General features: G+C 53.2%; 13 protein-coding genes. 10 read left to right on the top strand and 3 right to left on the bottom strand.

Going from position 1 to position 14857, the window contains the following annotated elements; translation table 11 throughout:
* The 4 genes from Q0628_RS04650 to Q0628_RS04635 form a co-directional block, all read left to right on the top strand.
* A partial coding sequence (locus tag Q0628_RS04650; protein WP_298768612.1) for an aminotransferase class V-fold PLP-dependent enzyme occupies positions 1–702 on the top strand: 702 nt, incomplete at its 5' end.
* Between the two features lie 20 nt (positions 703–722).
* The gene (locus Q0628_RS04645) at positions 723–1583 is read left to right on the top strand and encodes an ATP-binding protein (protein WP_298768610.1); all 861 of its coding nucleotides are present in this window, start codon (positions 723–725) and stop codon (positions 1581–1583) included.
* An 85-nt stretch (positions 1584–1668) separates the two neighbouring features.
* A complete protein-coding gene (locus Q0628_RS04640; protein WP_298768608.1) occupies positions 1669–4017 on the top strand; it encodes an MMPL family transporter in 2349 nt (782 codons plus the stop codon).
* A gap of 15 nt (positions 4018–4032) precedes the next feature.
* On the top strand, positions 4033–4821 hold the full coding sequence (locus tag Q0628_RS04635; protein ID WP_298768606.1) for a ZIP family metal transporter: 789 nt from the start codon (positions 4033–4035) through the stop codon (positions 4819–4821).
* 8 nt (positions 4822–4829) lie between these two features.
* On the opposite strand, the gene feoB is transcribed toward Q0628_RS04635, so the two are convergent.
* Complete coding sequence (gene feoB / locus Q0628_RS04630; protein ID WP_298768604.1) at positions 4830–6878, bottom strand: ferrous iron transport protein B; 2049 nt, start codon at positions 6876–6878, stop codon at positions 4830–4832.
* A 2-nt stretch (positions 6879–6880) separates the two neighbouring features.
* Positions 6881–7132, bottom strand: coding sequence for a ferrous iron transport protein A (locus tag Q0628_RS04625; RefSeq protein WP_298768602.1), 252 nt, complete (start codon positions 7130–7132; stop codon positions 6881–6883).
* Between the two features lie 158 nt (positions 7133–7290).
* Here Q0628_RS04625 and Q0628_RS04620 point away from each other — a divergent pair, with 158 nt between their 5' ends.
* The 6 genes from Q0628_RS04620 (at position 7291) to Q0628_RS04595 (ending at position 13461) form a co-directional block, all read left to right on the top strand.
* Positions 7291–9666: an MMPL family transporter gene (locus Q0628_RS04620; protein WP_298768600.1), complete on the top strand. Its 2376-nt coding sequence runs from the start codon at positions 7291–7293 to the stop codon at positions 9664–9666.
* 15 nt (positions 9667–9681) lie between these two features.
* Positions 9682–10458 (top strand): outer membrane lipoprotein-sorting protein, encoded by a 777-nt coding sequence (locus Q0628_RS04615; protein WP_366979043.1) that lies wholly within the window; start codon positions 9682–9684, stop codon positions 10456–10458.
* A gap of 2 nt (positions 10459–10460) precedes the next feature.
* Entirely contained in the window at positions 10461–11672 is a 1212-nt protein-coding gene (locus tag Q0628_RS04610; protein ID WP_298768595.1) for a DUF1302 family protein, read from the top strand.
* Between the two features lie 9 nt (positions 11673–11681).
* On the top strand, positions 11682–12392 hold the full coding sequence (locus tag Q0628_RS04605; RefSeq protein ID WP_298768593.1) for an energy transducer TonB: 711 nt from the start codon (positions 11682–11684) through the stop codon (positions 12390–12392).
* Positions 12393–12498: 106 nt separating this feature from the next.
* Entirely contained in the window at positions 12499–13065 is a 567-nt protein-coding gene (locus Q0628_RS04600) for a MotA/TolQ/ExbB proton channel family protein (RefSeq protein WP_072809021.1), read from the top strand.
* Positions 13066–13461 carry a biopolymer transporter ExbD gene (locus Q0628_RS04595; RefSeq protein WP_072809024.1) on the top strand — a complete coding sequence of 132 codons (396 nt, stop codon included), beginning with the start codon at positions 13066–13068 and terminating at the stop codon, positions 13459–13461. It abuts the gene before it with no gap.
* A gap of 11 nt (positions 13462–13472) precedes the next feature.
* On the opposite strand, the gene Q0628_RS04590 is transcribed toward Q0628_RS04595, so the two are convergent.
* Positions 13473–14525 carry a hypothetical protein gene (locus Q0628_RS04590; protein ID WP_298768590.1) on the bottom strand — a complete coding sequence of 351 codons (1053 nt, stop codon included), beginning with the start codon at positions 14523–14525 and terminating at the stop codon, positions 13473–13475.
* Positions 14526–14857: the final 332 nt, after the last annotated feature.

Raw genomic sequence — 14857 nt, 5'->3', positions numbered from 1 at the left:
CTCGTGACGGTGAACGCGGTCGATAGCGAACTCGGGACGGTACAACCGCTGGAATCCATCAGCAAAATTGTCCGCGAGTTCCCGAGCTGCAGCCTTCACGTGGATGCAACGCAGGCCATCGGCAAAACGCCTATAAACCTGAATTTGGCAGACACGGCAAGCATCGGCGCGCACAAGTTCTACGGGCTTTCGGGCAGCGGACTTTTGTACAAGAAAAGCGGAATCGCCATGGAACCGCTCATTTACGGCGGAGCAAGCACCACCATTTACCGCAGCGGCACCCCGACACTCGCGTTGGACGCATCCCTCGAAACGGCACTGTCGCTTGCCGTGGAGCATTTCGAAGAACGATTTGCCCGCGTCAAGGAGCTGCGAAAGATTTTGCAAGAAAAACTCTGCGGCTATCCGAAAGTCCGCATCAATTCGCCCGCAGACGCTGTTCCGCACATTTTGAACCTGAGTGTCGCGGGAGTCCGCGGAAACATTTTCCAGAAAGCTCTTTCGGACAAAGGAATTTACGTGTCGGTTAAGTCCGCCTGCAGCGTAGATGCGCTCCCCTCCCGCGCCGTTTTTGCCGTCTGCCGCGACCGCAAAAATGCTTTGAACTCCTGGCGCATAAGCCTTTCGCACCTCACCACCGAAAAAGAAATCGACGAATTCATGGCCGCATTCGACAGCTGCTACAAGGAACTTTGCAAGTAAACGCAAAAAAGGTAATGAAAATGGCAAGAGAACTTTCATTTGTCCAAAGCGTAGAACGGAGCATTTCGAAAACTTACCGCGAAAGGCTCTGGACGCCATTCATTACTGCCATCAAGAACTACAAGCTCATCGAAGAAGGCGACAAAATCGCCGTCTGCATCTCTGGCGGCAAGGATTCCATGCTCATGGCGAAGCTCATCCAGATGCTTCACCGCCACAGCGACGTGAAATTCGACGTGGAATACCTGGTGATGGACCCCGGTTACAACGAAATCAACCGCCAGAAAATCGAAAGCAACGCGAAGCTCCTGGAAATTCCCATCACCGTTTTCGAGACGAACATTTTCGACGTGGCAAACAACACCGAACGTTCCCCCTGCTACGTTTGCGCCAAGATGCGCCGCGGGCACCTCTACCACAAGGCAAAAGACCTGGGCTGCAACAAGATTGCGCTGGGCCACCACCTTTCCGACGTCATCGAGACCACCGTCATGGCGATGTTCTACGGTTCGCAACTGCAGGGCATGATGCCCAAACTCCACAGCCTGAATTTCGGCGGCATGGAACTCATCCGCCCCATGTATTGCATCAACGAGCAAGACATTATCAACTGGAAAAATTACAACGGGCTGCAGTTTATCCAGTGCGCCTGCCGCTTTACCGAAAGTTGCACCGTCTGTGACAACGGCGGTGGCGGCAGCAAACGCCAAGAAATCAAGGCGCTCATCAAGCGCCTCAAGAGCGAAAACCCGGACATCGAAAAAAGCATATTCAACAGCCTGCACTCCGTCTGCATCGAGACGTTCCCCGGCTACAAGGCCGGCGGCGAACCGCATTCATTCCTGGAAGATTACGAAGAACGCCTACCGCAGAAAGGGTAAACGAGTCGTATTTTTGAACCCGTCCGTTTGGAGTAGAAAAAACGGCGCTATGGCTCTATTTTTCCCTCAAAAAATTGAGGGTTTTATGCAAGTTTCTCGTGTCAACAAGGTTTTTGCCCGATTGGGGTGTTTTCAGGTCAAGTTTCGCTGGTTAATTCTGCTAATAACGCTGGTCGTGACAGTTTTGGCATGTCTAGGGCTTTCGCATCTGCAGATGAGCAGCAGCGAAGAAGAATGGTTCGATGACTGGGACCAGGTAAAAATCGACCAGGCGCATTACAACGACATTTTCGGGAGCGAGGACACCTACATGGTGATGGTGCGCGCCGACGACGTTTTTGCGCCGGAGGTGTTGCAGGCAATCGACCGGCTTTCGCGCAGGCTCGAAAGCGAGGTGCCCTACGCCGACCGCGTGGTTTCGCTGACACGCAATTTGTCGATTCCGGTCGCAAATGACGAGGGGTTCGAAGTCATAGACCCGTTCGAGGGCGGCATTCCCGATAACCCGCAGGAGCTGGCCGAAAAACGCAAACTGATTATGACCCGCGAATCGCTGGTGAACAACATCGTCTCCGATGACGCGAAGGAGACCTGGGTGATTCTTTCGCTCAAGACTTACGAGGGCGGCATCGAATTCGGCAAGGACAGCATTGCGCCATTTGCCCGCGAAGTCATCTATTCCGACGAATTCAAGAGTGACAGATACACCTTGATGCCCACGGGCATGAGCTACACCGAAATGGAAGAAGACGAGGTGGTTTCGAGAGAGTGCGCAATGCGCATTGGAATCGGTTTTGCCGTAATGCTTTTGTGCCTTATCCTGTTCGTGCGTTCGCTGCGCGGCGTGGTGGTGCCCGCAATCGCTACCGCCGGGGGCATCGCCTCGGTGCTCGGAATTAACGGTTGGCTGGGCTTTGTCGGCGACAAGACCATGGTGGCTCTCCCGGTGCTTCTGGGAATGGCTCTTTCGGTGGGCTATTCCATCCACTACATCAATTCGTTTCGCATGCACTTTAGGCGCACGGGCAACCGCCGCGAATCCGTGATTTGCGCCGTCGAGGAAACGGGCTGGCCCATTCTCTTTACCGTCATTACTACGGTCGCATCGTTGATTTCGTTCCTGTTCGCGGGAATCCGCCCCATCCGCTGGATCGGCGGCATTTCGGCAGGCATCGTCACGATGGTTTATCTGTACGTCATCATCCTGATTCCGGTTCTCATGAGTTTCGGGAAAAATGCGAAGCCGGAACCCGAGATGGTCAAGAGCGCGGGGGCCACCAAGGCGGACATCCTCTTTGAATTTTTCGGGCGCAAAGTGTGCAGGCACAGCATTGTTATCGCGGTGATTTCGGCGGCGGTAATGTTGCTGCAGATTCCGGGAATGATGCGCATCGACGTGAACATGGACTACACCGAAACCATGGGTGAAAAGATTCCCTTCGTGGTGCGGCTCAAGGACATGCTCAGCGGAAAGCTCGGAAGCCTTTACGACTTTAACGTGATGGTGGAATTCGATGACGCGGACGCGCTCAAGGATCCCGCCAATATGAAGCGCATCGAGCAACTTGAACAGAAACTCGGAACGCTCCAGCTCACGAAAATTTCGGGCGACAAGCCGCGCGTACAATCGGTGACGCGTCTCGTGAAAGAGATGAACCGCACGCTGAACGCCGACAGTATCGAGTATTACAAGATTCCCGACGCACAGGACATGCTCACACAATTGCTTTTCCTGTACGAGATTTCGGACCCGGAAGCGCTTTTCGAATATATGGACGAAGATTACAAGACCTCGTTCATCCATATAGAACTTTCGGGCTACGACGCCAACAAAATCGTCGAGGACTTGGATTCGGCCAAAAGCTACGGCGCACAGATTTTCCCCGACGCAAAAGTTTCTGTCGTGGGCGAAGTCGTGAACTACGCCGAAATGAACGGCAAACTGGTCGGCGGGCTATTGCGTTCGTTCGGCGGATCGTTCGTGATTATCGCCATCATGATGATTCTCGCATTCGGGAGCATCAAGGCGGGCCTTATCGGGATGATTCCAAACGTTGCGCCCGTCCTCCTGATTGGCGGCGTCATGGGCTATTCGGGCATGCCGCTCGACATGATCACGATGATCGTGATGCCTATGATTTTGGGCATCGCCGTCGACGACACCATCCACATGAACAACCACATCAAATACGGGTACGAGCGCACGGGCAGCTATAGGCACGCGCTACTGCTCTCTTACCGCGAAATCGGAAAGACCATGGGCATGACCACCTTCATCCTTTGCGCGATGTTCTTCGTGTTCATCTTCAGCCCCATGGGCGCGCTCCACAACGTGGGCCTGCTCTCCATCGTGGGCCTAGGCGCCGCACTCCTTGCCGACTACACGCTCACCACCGCACTTGTTTACCTGAGCAAGCCGTACGGGAAAGGTTAATACTATCTTTATGGCATGAACGAACCCATATTACAAATTGCCCAAGGTCTTGCCATTCCGTTTTTAGGGACCGTCTTGGGGGCCGCATGCGTGTTCTTTATGAAGAAGCAGATGGGGCAAAATCTCAAGCGGGGTCTTCTCTCTTTTGCGGCGGGCGTCATGGTGGCGGCTTCTGTATGGAGCCTGCTTTTGCCGGCAATCAGCGCGAGCGAATCGATGGGCAAACTGGCTTTCATCCCAGCGACGGTCGGATTCTGGGCGGGCATCCTGTTCCTGTACATTTTAGACAAAATAACGCCACACTTGCATTTGGGTAGCGCCACGCCCGAAGGCCCCAAGGCAAAACTCAAGCGCACGACCATGCTTACGCTGGCGGTGACTTTGCACAACTTACCCGAGGGAATGGCCGTCGGTATCGTATTCGCGGGCTGGCTTTCGGGGAATGTGGCCATCACGCTTTCGGGTGCGTTTGCACTTGCCATAGGCATCGCCATCCAGAATTTCCCCGAAGGGGCGGTGGTTTCGCTCCCGCTCCGTGCCGAAGGAGCTTCCCGCAAAAAGGCTTTCGCCTTGGGAGCGCTCTCCGGAGCCGTAGAACCCGTAGGCGCATTAATCACGCTGCTTGCGGCTGAGGCACTTTCACCGTTCATGCCTTACCTGCTCTCGCTTGCGGCAGGTGCCATGATTTACGTGGTTGTGGAAGAAATGCTCCCCGAAGTCAGCGAGGGAGAGCATTTTGATGCCGGCACCATCCTTTTTGCCGTGGGCTTCACGCTCATGATGGTGCTCGACAGCGCGCTATAAAATTTCACTTAGAAAATCAGCAATCCGATGTGGTAGCCGATAAAGGCGAGTCCAAGAGAAAGCGCCAAGTAGTAACCCATGATGGTGGCTAGCCACTTGAACGAGCCTGCCTCGCGATAGGTGGTGCCCATCGCCAGCACGCAGGGAACGTTGAACATCGATGCAAACAGGAATGCGAGCGCTTCGGGCTTGCTGATGGTACTTGCAAGGGCCTCGCCCAAGTTTTCACTTGCCGCCACGCGGGTCACAAGAGAGAACGCCTCGCCAGTATGGTTGAAGAGCGTACTCATGATGCCAAGCGAAGCTTCCTTACTGAACATACCGCCCAGATAAGAGACGAACAGCTCCCAGCGCATGCCAAAGAACATCGTCACGGGCTCAATCGCATTGCCAATTTTGTACAGGAGTGTATTTTCCACATTCCCGTCGCCTGCGTAAGAGAGCGCCCAGAAAAGGGCCGCCACCATCAGGATCATCTTCAAGGCCTTCTTGAAAATGCCCCAGGTGCTGCGCCCCACCATCGCAGCAATCATCTTCCAATGCGGCTTGTGATACGGCGGGAGTTCCATAATCATGCCCACGCGTTCATTCTGCGGGACAAGCTTTTTGCCGAACAGGCGCGAAGACAGGTAGAAGCTTGCAAAAATCAGCGCCACGTAGCCGATACCGAACAGCGGAGCCGCCGACCCGAAGAAAGTAGATGCCAGGAACAGCACCACAGCCACCTTGCTCCCGCACGGAATCGCCCACAACAGAACGAGCGCAAGCAGGCGCTGACCGCGGGTATCGAGTACGCGCGTGCCGCAAACCGCACCCGCCGTGCAGCCAATTCCAGAGAAAAGCGGCATAATCGCCTTGCCCTGCAAACCCAGGCGCGAAAGCCAGTTGTCAAACGCATACGAGAAACGCGCCATGTAGCCGATTTCTTCGAGAATGCGAAATACGAAAATGATGGAGAAAATGAAACTTGTCATACAAATTGTAATACAAGTTCCACCGACGAGCACCAGATTGATGAACGAAATCACCACAGGCCAAACGCCAAGTGCGCCGCCAACACGTTCTACGAGCGACTGCAATACAGGCTGCATTCCAAAACCGATTCCCATGCCCGGGAAAGCGAGAATCATGCACGCAATCAGCGAGACAACCATGATGCCGAACGCAAAGAACTTGCCCTTGATATGGTGCGTGGCGATGCGGTCCCACTTGCTAAAGACCTTCTCGATGGACTTGGGCGTCGCCGATTCACGCACAATCTTTGAAACCCAGCGATACTTGGCCTCGCCGGTGAGAATACCGCCGTCACGCCCTTCTTCGCTATCGAGAATCGCGTCAATCGCATTCTTCCTCGCGAACGGAAGCGATTCATTCACGATACAGCAAATGAGCTTGTCTTTTTCGAGAAGCTTTTCTGCAATCCAGATTCTTTCGCAAACGCCATATTCAAAATCACCGAGGGCTGCTTCGATGCGGCTAATGATATCATCCGTTTTTTCGCCAAGCTCTCCCCCGCTAACGAGTTCCTCGCGCAGGCTCCCGCTATCCAGGCAAACAGGCGTCTTGATAGCCGAAACCATCTTCTTGAAAAATTCAGGATAACGTTCCGTTTCGGCCGCACTGAAGCCAAGCACCGGAACGCCGAGGCGCTTTTCAATCGCAGTCACGTCAATCTTCTTGCCCGCCGCTTCGGCCACATCCATCATGTTGAGCACCAGCATCACGGGCATGCGAATGCCCACAAAATCCGCCAGCATATAAAGGCTGCGTTCCAGCTGCGACGCATCTACCAGAATGCACACGAGGTCCGCCTTGCCGCTCTGAATGTAGTCACGCGTGACGACTTCTTCTTCGGAGTTCGCCGAAAGCCCGTAACTCCCCGGAAGGTCGACTACTTTATATGTCGTGCCATCAAAAACAAATTCACCTTCGGCCTGCTCCACCGTTTTACCGGGCCAGTTGCCCACGCGCTGGTGAAGCCCCGTTAAGTTGTTAAAAAGCGTCGATTTACCGGAATTGGGTTGTCCGAGCAAAGCAATAGTCTTGATTTCGCTCATCTTTACGATTCCACCTTGACAAAAATCTGTGAACTTTCCTTGTGATTGACAGCGATAACCGTATCGCGGCAAAAAACGAGCACCGGCGAACGCTTGTCGTTCTTGAGGAGGGTAAAGTCGGAACCCGGCGTAAGCCCGATAGAAACAATTCTTGAAATAAAGCGGGAATCGCCTTCGATCCTGGCGATTGTCCCGCAACGATTCTCACCCATTTCGGCGAGACTCAAACGGTCAACAAATTCAGCGTTTTTCATGCGCCAAAAGTAGCCGAAAAACGCTCAAAAAACCGCTCCAAATGGACTTGCAACAACCCGGAAAGATTTGCAACCCATTCGGTTTTGAGCAAAACCATTTGGAGTAGAATTTTTAGGCTCATCTCTCTACTTTTTGCTCCGCAAAAAAAGAGGATACAATGAGCCTTCCAAAGATTAACATTGAAAGAATCAACGAGCGGTTCGGCCGTTTTGGCGAATTCTTGCTCAATCACCGCGCCATTTTGCTGGTGGCGTTTGTCGTTTTGCTTGCGGTTTCGATCGTGGGCATGAAAAAAATCTACGTCGAGGCGTCGTGGGACAGCTACTTTATCGAGGGCGACCCGATGCTTGTCGAAACGGACAAGTTCAAGGAAACTTTCGGTAACGACTATTTCGTGGGCGTGCTGGTCGAGAGCGACCATTCCATCTTGACGCCGGACAACCTGAAGCTTTTGCGCGAGCTTTCGAACGAACTGCGCGACAACCTCTCGTACTCCGACGGCAAGGCGACTTCAATTGTCGATTTGGAATACATGCTCGGCACCGAAGAGGGTATGGAAATTACGCAGATTGTGCCTGAAGAAATCCCGACAGACGAAGCGGGACTTGCCGAAATCGAAAAGCGCCTGGCCGACAAGCCGGAACTGGCGAAGAAGCTGATTTCGAGTGACCGCAAGCAGGCCTTCATCAACATCAAGCTGCGCCCCTTCCCCGAAGATTCCGTGTGGAAGGCCGAAGGCGAAGCGAAGGGCGTGAAGGCAGAAGCGCCCGACATGCAAACGGGCCGCGAAACAACAGAAATCATCGCGAAGGAAAAGTATGCGCCGCTGCACCCGCGCGCCACAGGCATGCCCTACCTGAGTTTCCAGAAGTTGAAATACATCGGCGAAGAAATGGGCCGCATTTTCATCATGACGATTCTCTGCGCCATCATCGTGATGTTCCTCGTGACGCGTTCGCTCCGCGGAATTGTCTCTCCGCTGATTACGACTTTTGCGGGCGTCATCATGACATTTGGCCTGGTGGGTTATCTCGGACTTTACATGGATGCGACCAACATCATGGTGCCCGTGATTTTGGCCTTCGCCGTTTCGATTGCATACAACATTCACATCAATTCTTTCTTCCGCAAGAACATGATGCTTACGGGCAAGCGCAAGGAATCGGTGCTTTACGCCATGCGTGAAACAGGCTGGTCGGTGCTGTTCTCGGGCCTTACCACGATTGTCGCGTTGCTCAGTTTCCTTTCGGTGATGCTCAAGCCGATTCGCTCCGTGGGCATTCTTTCGTCGATTGCGGTCGGATTCATTTTGCTTGTAGCGTTGACCATTTCGCCGATTCTCTTGAGCTTCGGTAAAGACAAGAAGCCGAACGCCAAGGTACTTGAACGCGGCGACACGCGCATGGGAGTCATTCTCGATTCTATCGGCAAGTTCGTTCTCGGGCATGGAAAGCCCATCGCCATCGTATTCGCCGTCGTGACTGCAATTTCTGTTTTCGGGCTCACCAAGATAGAACCCGCCTTTGACGTGGAACGCACCATGGGCCGCAAGGTCGAATACGTGAACAAGATGCTCTACGTGGCAGAATCCGAAATCGGAAGCTTCTACTCTTACGACTTGGTGATTGACTTTGGTACAAACGACAAGGCCAAGGAAGTCGAGAACCTGAAAAAACTCGAACAGTTGCAGGATTACGCAGGCAAGTACCCGCTCACCAAGCGTTCCACCTCGATTCTTGACATCGTCAAGGATTTGAACCGCACGCTGAACGAGAACCGTCAGGACAAATACGCCATTCCCGAAACGGAAGAAGAAGTCGCTCAGTTGCTTTTGCTCTACGAAAACGCGGGCGGAAGCGAAGCAACTTACTGGATGGATTACGATTACAAGAAACTCCGTTTGATGGTCGAAATTTCAAGCTACAACTCTAATGAGCTCCAGAAGGAACTGGAAGACTTGCAGGCATACGCAAGCAAGCTTTTCCCGGACGCGAAGGTGACTGCCGTAGGAAACTTGCCGCAATTCACCGCCATGCAGCAGTACCTGGAAGTGGGCCAGATGACTTCGTTCCTGATTTCCGTGGTCATCGTGGCAGTCCTTTTGATGATTGTCTTCGGCAGCATTCGCACGGGCCTTATCGGCATGATTCCGAACATTGCGCCGGGTATTTTCGTGGGCGGTTACCTCGGACTCACGGACATTCCGCTTGACATGATGACAGCGACGCTCATCCCGATGATTATCGGCCTTTCCGTTGACGACACGATTCACTTTATCAACCATGGGCATGTGGAATTTGACCGCACCCACGATTACCGCGAGTCCATTCTCAACGTATTCCGCACGGCGGGCCCGGCACTCGTGATGACAACGATTATCATGGTGGCGACCTTTGCGGGCTTTACCACCTCGGCCGCAACGCAGATGTTCAACTTCGGCTTCGTGGTGTTCGTGGGCCTTGTCTCGGCATTGCTCGCCGACCTGTTCGTGACACCGCTTTTAATCAAGAAATTCAAGATTTTTGGAAAATAGGAGAAAAATATGAATATGAAATTCGCAAAAACAGCCACGACAATTATTGTCGCCTTGAGCGCCATGGTAAGCGCAGAAACTTTAACCGGCCGCGACATCGTGCAAAAAGTGCACGACCGCCCCGATGGCGACACACGCAGTTCCGAGCTCTCGATGACACTCATCAACAAGAGCGGAGCCAAGCGCGAACGCAAGATTACCTCGTTTGCAATGGACGTGGGCAAGGACACCAAGCAAATTATGTTCTTCCGCTACCCCAACGACGTAAAGGGCACGGGATTCCTGACCGTCGATTACGACGACATCAACAAGGATGACGACAAGTGGCTTTACCTGCCCGCCATGAAAAAGACGCGCCGCATTAGCGGAAAGAGTTCCAAGACGGATTACTTCATGGGCTCCGACTTCACTTACGACGACGTGGGCCAGCGCAACATCGACGAAGACACCCACAAGCTCCTCCGCGAAGAAAAGGTAAACGGAATCGATTGCTGGGTAGTTGAATCCGTGCCGAAAAAGGGCGACGAAATCTTCTCGAAGAAAATCTCCTGGATTCGCAAGGACTGCCTGATTGCCGCCAAGGTGGAATACTACGACAAGCTCGGAAAACTGCACCGTGCGCTGAAAGTTGAAAACGTGGTTCAGGTGGACGGATTCTGGTCTATCGCCAAGATGAGCATGGAAAACGTGCAGACCAACCACAAGACACTCCTTGAATTCGGCGACATCAAGTTCAACATCCCGCTTGACGCAAAGACATTCACCGTCCCGCGCCTGGAACGAGGACTGTAATAGTGGCTAGTGGTTGGTGGTTAGTGGTTGGGGCGGCCGCTGTCGCAGCCTTCGCCCAAGAAAGCCCGCTTCAATTCAACGGGTTCGTGGACACGTATCACGCCGTACAGACGGAACATCCGCACGATTTTACCACGTCGCGGACGCGCCTGCGTGCGGAACTTCGCGTGGATTACGAGAACGCTTACCTGTTTGCAAGCCTGAATGGCGTGCACAATAGCATTCTCGAAGACCGCACCGGCGTGCAGTTGCAAGAAGCGTATTTTAACTACCAGAATGACTTCGTGGAAATCAAGGCAGGCCGCCAGATTGTGGTATGGGGCGTTGCCGACGGGCTTCGCGTTACCGACCTGATTTCGCCTGTAGATTACACCGAATTCATGTCCAGCGATTACGACGACATGCGCATGGCTGTTGACGGATTCCGCATCAAGTACCCCGGCGAGCGCGTGAATGCCGAAGTCGTTTACGTGCCCGTGCCGCGATACTTCCAAATGCCCATGCAAGATGAAAACCCCTGGCGTCCGGACTTGCCCGAAAAAGCGAGCATCGATTTCCCGGAAGGTCCCGATGCCAAATTCAAGAACGGCGACTTCGGAACGCGAGTTTCGTTCTTCCTCTCGAATCTGGATTTCTCCATTTCGGCGCTCCATACGCATAACCAGTCGCCCGTTACGGTCGCAGGCTACGATCCCGTCAAGGATTCCATTGTCATTCATGGCATTCACGAAACCATGACCATGATCGGTGGCGACCTCTCGATGCCTATCGGCGAATTCGTACTGCGTGCCGAAATCGCAGAATACTTCGGTGAAGCACTCGGTTACGCAAGCAACCTCGATTACGCCCGCAAGAACACCTTCAATGCCCTCGGTGGAATCGACTGGTATGCCGGCGACAACTGGACTTTCATGGTTCAGTATCTGCACAAGTATATCGCCGACTATTCGCACAACTTGGCCGCCGAAAAGAATTCTTCTGAAATGACCTTCCGCATTTCAAAGGAACTGCTGAACAATACGCTCAAACTTTCGCTCTACGGAATGTTCGATATAGACAACCTCGGCTACTATGTCCGCGCCTCGGGCGATTACTCCGTCACCGACCAGGTAATGATTTCGCTCGGCTACGACCACTTCGGCGGCAAGCGCGGACAACTCGCAGGCTACGACAAAAATCGCGAAATCTGGGCGAAAGCGAAGTATTACTTCTAATAAGACCTGATGAATTTTGAAATAGAAACCGAAACCCGCAATCCCTATTCTGCATTCACGATGCGGCGCGTGTTTTGCGTCGGCATTGTTGTTGCCGTCTTGCTGCATGCGGGCTTTTACGCCTGGGGATTCTTAAAGCGGACGCAGGTGGTTACCACCCGCGAAGATGCCGAGGTGATTCATGTGGAGCGTTTGCTCTTGCAGCCACCTCCGCCCCCACCCGAAGTCAAGAAAATCGTGAAGAAGGTGGTCCGCGCGAAAATTATCCCGAACATCGTGCAAGATACGGTGCCGGAACCTGAACCCGAACCAGAGCCGGAACCGATTGTGGTTACGGATGCCGAACCCGTTGTCGAAGCGCCTCCTGAACCTGTGGCACCGCCCCCGCCGCCACCTCCACCGCCGAAACCTTCGAAGGATTCGCTGATGAAGGTGACTCGCGCTTATCTGATGGGGCTGAGCAAGGCTTTCGAAAAACAGAAGGACTACCCGGCAACAGCCCGCCGCCTAAAGCAAGAAGGCACCGTACGCGTGCAGTTTACGGTTGCAAAAGACGGAAGCATCAGCGGTGCGGTTGTGGCAAAGCCCTGTCCGTATTCTTCACTGAACGAAAGCGCGCTTGCCGCCGTGCAAGCCGTGCCAAAGTTCGACCCAATTCCAGCTGTGCTCGGCAAGGACATCTGGAAAATGGAGATTCCTATAAAATATAATCTGCACTAACTACTTACGTCATTGCGACCCTGTAAGGGGAAGCAATCCAATGGATCGCCACGGTCATTGCATGACCTCGCGATGACGAATAAAGAAACTTTTAAAGAGGATAAACATGAACTACATCTTAGACTTTATTCAACAGGGCGGCGTTATCGCCTACGTACTCGTAGCGATGAATTTCGTCGGTTATTCCATCATCGTATGGAAAATCATCTCGCTGATTCTCTTCAACAGGAGCATCCGCAAGCGCCTCCCCTCCAAAATTCTGCATCGCGTGGTGAGCCACAACACCGACCACCACATCATCATGGAAAGCATCCGCACCGAAATCGCGCTCGCTTTCTCGCCGTTACAGAAGGGCATGACCACGATTGAAAACATCGCAAGCATTTCTCCGCTGCTCGGCCTTTTGGGCACCGTGTTCGGCATCTTCAACGCCTTCAGCGTCATCGCCGTTTCGGGCCTTTCTGATGCGGGTGCATTCGCTACAGGCATCAAGCTCGCCCTCATTACGACGGTGATTGGCCTCGTGGTCGCCATTCCGCACGTTATCGCGTTCAACTACTTGAACGCAAGCATGGAATCGGAACAGGACAACGTAGAAAACGATGTGCTTTTGCAGCTGGGCCGCATTCTCAAGGAGAAAGATCACCTTCGTTCCCAAAACGAGGATGCATAAATGGCCAAGCGCACCCGCCGAATCCGCCCCGACATGACGCCGCTCATCGACTGCGTCTTTTTGCTGCTGGTGTTTTTCCTGGTGACATCGGTTTTCAAGCAAGACGAATCGGTGCTCAAGCTGATTCTGCCCGAAACACAGACCGAAACCAAGCGCGACACGCCCGAGGGCCTGTACATTGAACTTTCCGAAACGGAACTCGCCTTTAACGGCCAGCGCGGCACGCCCGACGAACTCCGCGAAAAGGCAGCAACGGTGCAGAACAAGAAATCCCCTGTCGCCATCAAGATCGACAAGGGAACCACTTACGAGCGCATCGCCGTCATCTTGGACATTTTACAGGTGCAAAAGCTGTACAATATCCAGCTAATCAACGAGATGGAAAGCGCGGAATAAGGCTGCGCTTATTATACGCGGCCCGCGAACTGGTTCGTAAACAGCAACAGTCCCGAAATAAAGATAATGACACCGCCTGCGAGAGTCGCGACGGTGTATATTTTTGTCGCAATACGGGTATGGGCACTTCCCTTGTCAATTCCCTTACGGAATGCCACGGCCGCAATACCGAAGGCCACATTCGTAATCGTCATGCCGACGCAAATGACAAGCGCTCCCAAGAGCGAAAGCGCCACCATCGAATTCAGCAGGCAGAAGAGAACAATCAACGCCACAGCCGGGCAGGGCACAATTCCCGTAACGGCGGCAACTCCGATAATTTCACGCCAGCGGGCAACCGGCGGGAGCGCACTTCCCAAGCCAGACTCCGCGCACGCACCATCTTGCGCAGCCCCTTCCGCGGCATCAATCCCAGCGGCACATCCACAGCCCTTGCGCGACTTAATCACATCGCGAATCGCAAGCACCACAAGCAACACACCCGTGAGCATAATGAGCGCATAACTCGCCCGTTCAATGCCGATGCGGCCCGTTTCAAACGCAGTAAACACCGTCGTCTTGAAAATCGCATACAGAATCAGCAACAAGACAACCGCACTCATCGTATGCGTCACGGTAATACCAGCGCCAAGCGCCACACCCTGCCGCCAGCGCCCCCGACGCGCTATAAAGTAGCCGACCACAATCGACTTTCCATGTCCGGGGCCAAGCGCATGCAACATACCGTACACAAGGCAAATCGCGAGAAACTTCCAGATGGCATCCCAATCACCGCTCTTCATCGCCGAAATCGCCGCCGTCAACTTTTCGCGAAGCACCTTCTGTTCCTCCGCAATCACCGTATACAGAGACCGCGAATGTTCCACCGGCTTTACTGTTTCCATCACGGGCTTCGCAACAACGAGCAGAGCAGCCGCACCTTCAGCAGGCGCAACCGATTCGACCGTCGCTTCCGCCGCAACCGGCGCATCGCCCCCGCCCATGTCAAAACGTTTCTTCTTGACAGCCGCCGAAGCCGCCACCGCAAGCATAAAAACCAACAATATTATAAGAAACCTGTTCATATAATTCCCATTGTAATATAACAAAAAGTGCACAACGCAGTGTTTTACATTTTATGTAAAACATATATGTCAATTGGAAAGAAAATGTAAAAGATTTGCCGTTTTCAAGCCAAAATGCGCAAAATTTTTCATTTTTTGCATCTTACCAACGGAAAGCCGAATTGCTAGATTATGGCCCCGATGAAGATATCGGAAACCATCGAGGCACACATGAGCGCAGCCGTTGCAGCAATCTCGCAACGGAACCAAGCGACCCTTCCTGGTCATCTGATTTTTATTCTTGTTTTTATTCGTTTGGCAAAAGCTTCAGGCTTTTGCCTTTCTTTTTATTC

The organism is uncultured Fibrobacter sp., from assembly GCF_937877005.1.
Classification (GTDB): Bacteria; Fibrobacterota; Fibrobacteria; order Fibrobacterales; family Fibrobacteraceae; genus Fibrobacter.
This window is presented reverse-complemented; position numbering and strand designations above follow the sequence as displayed.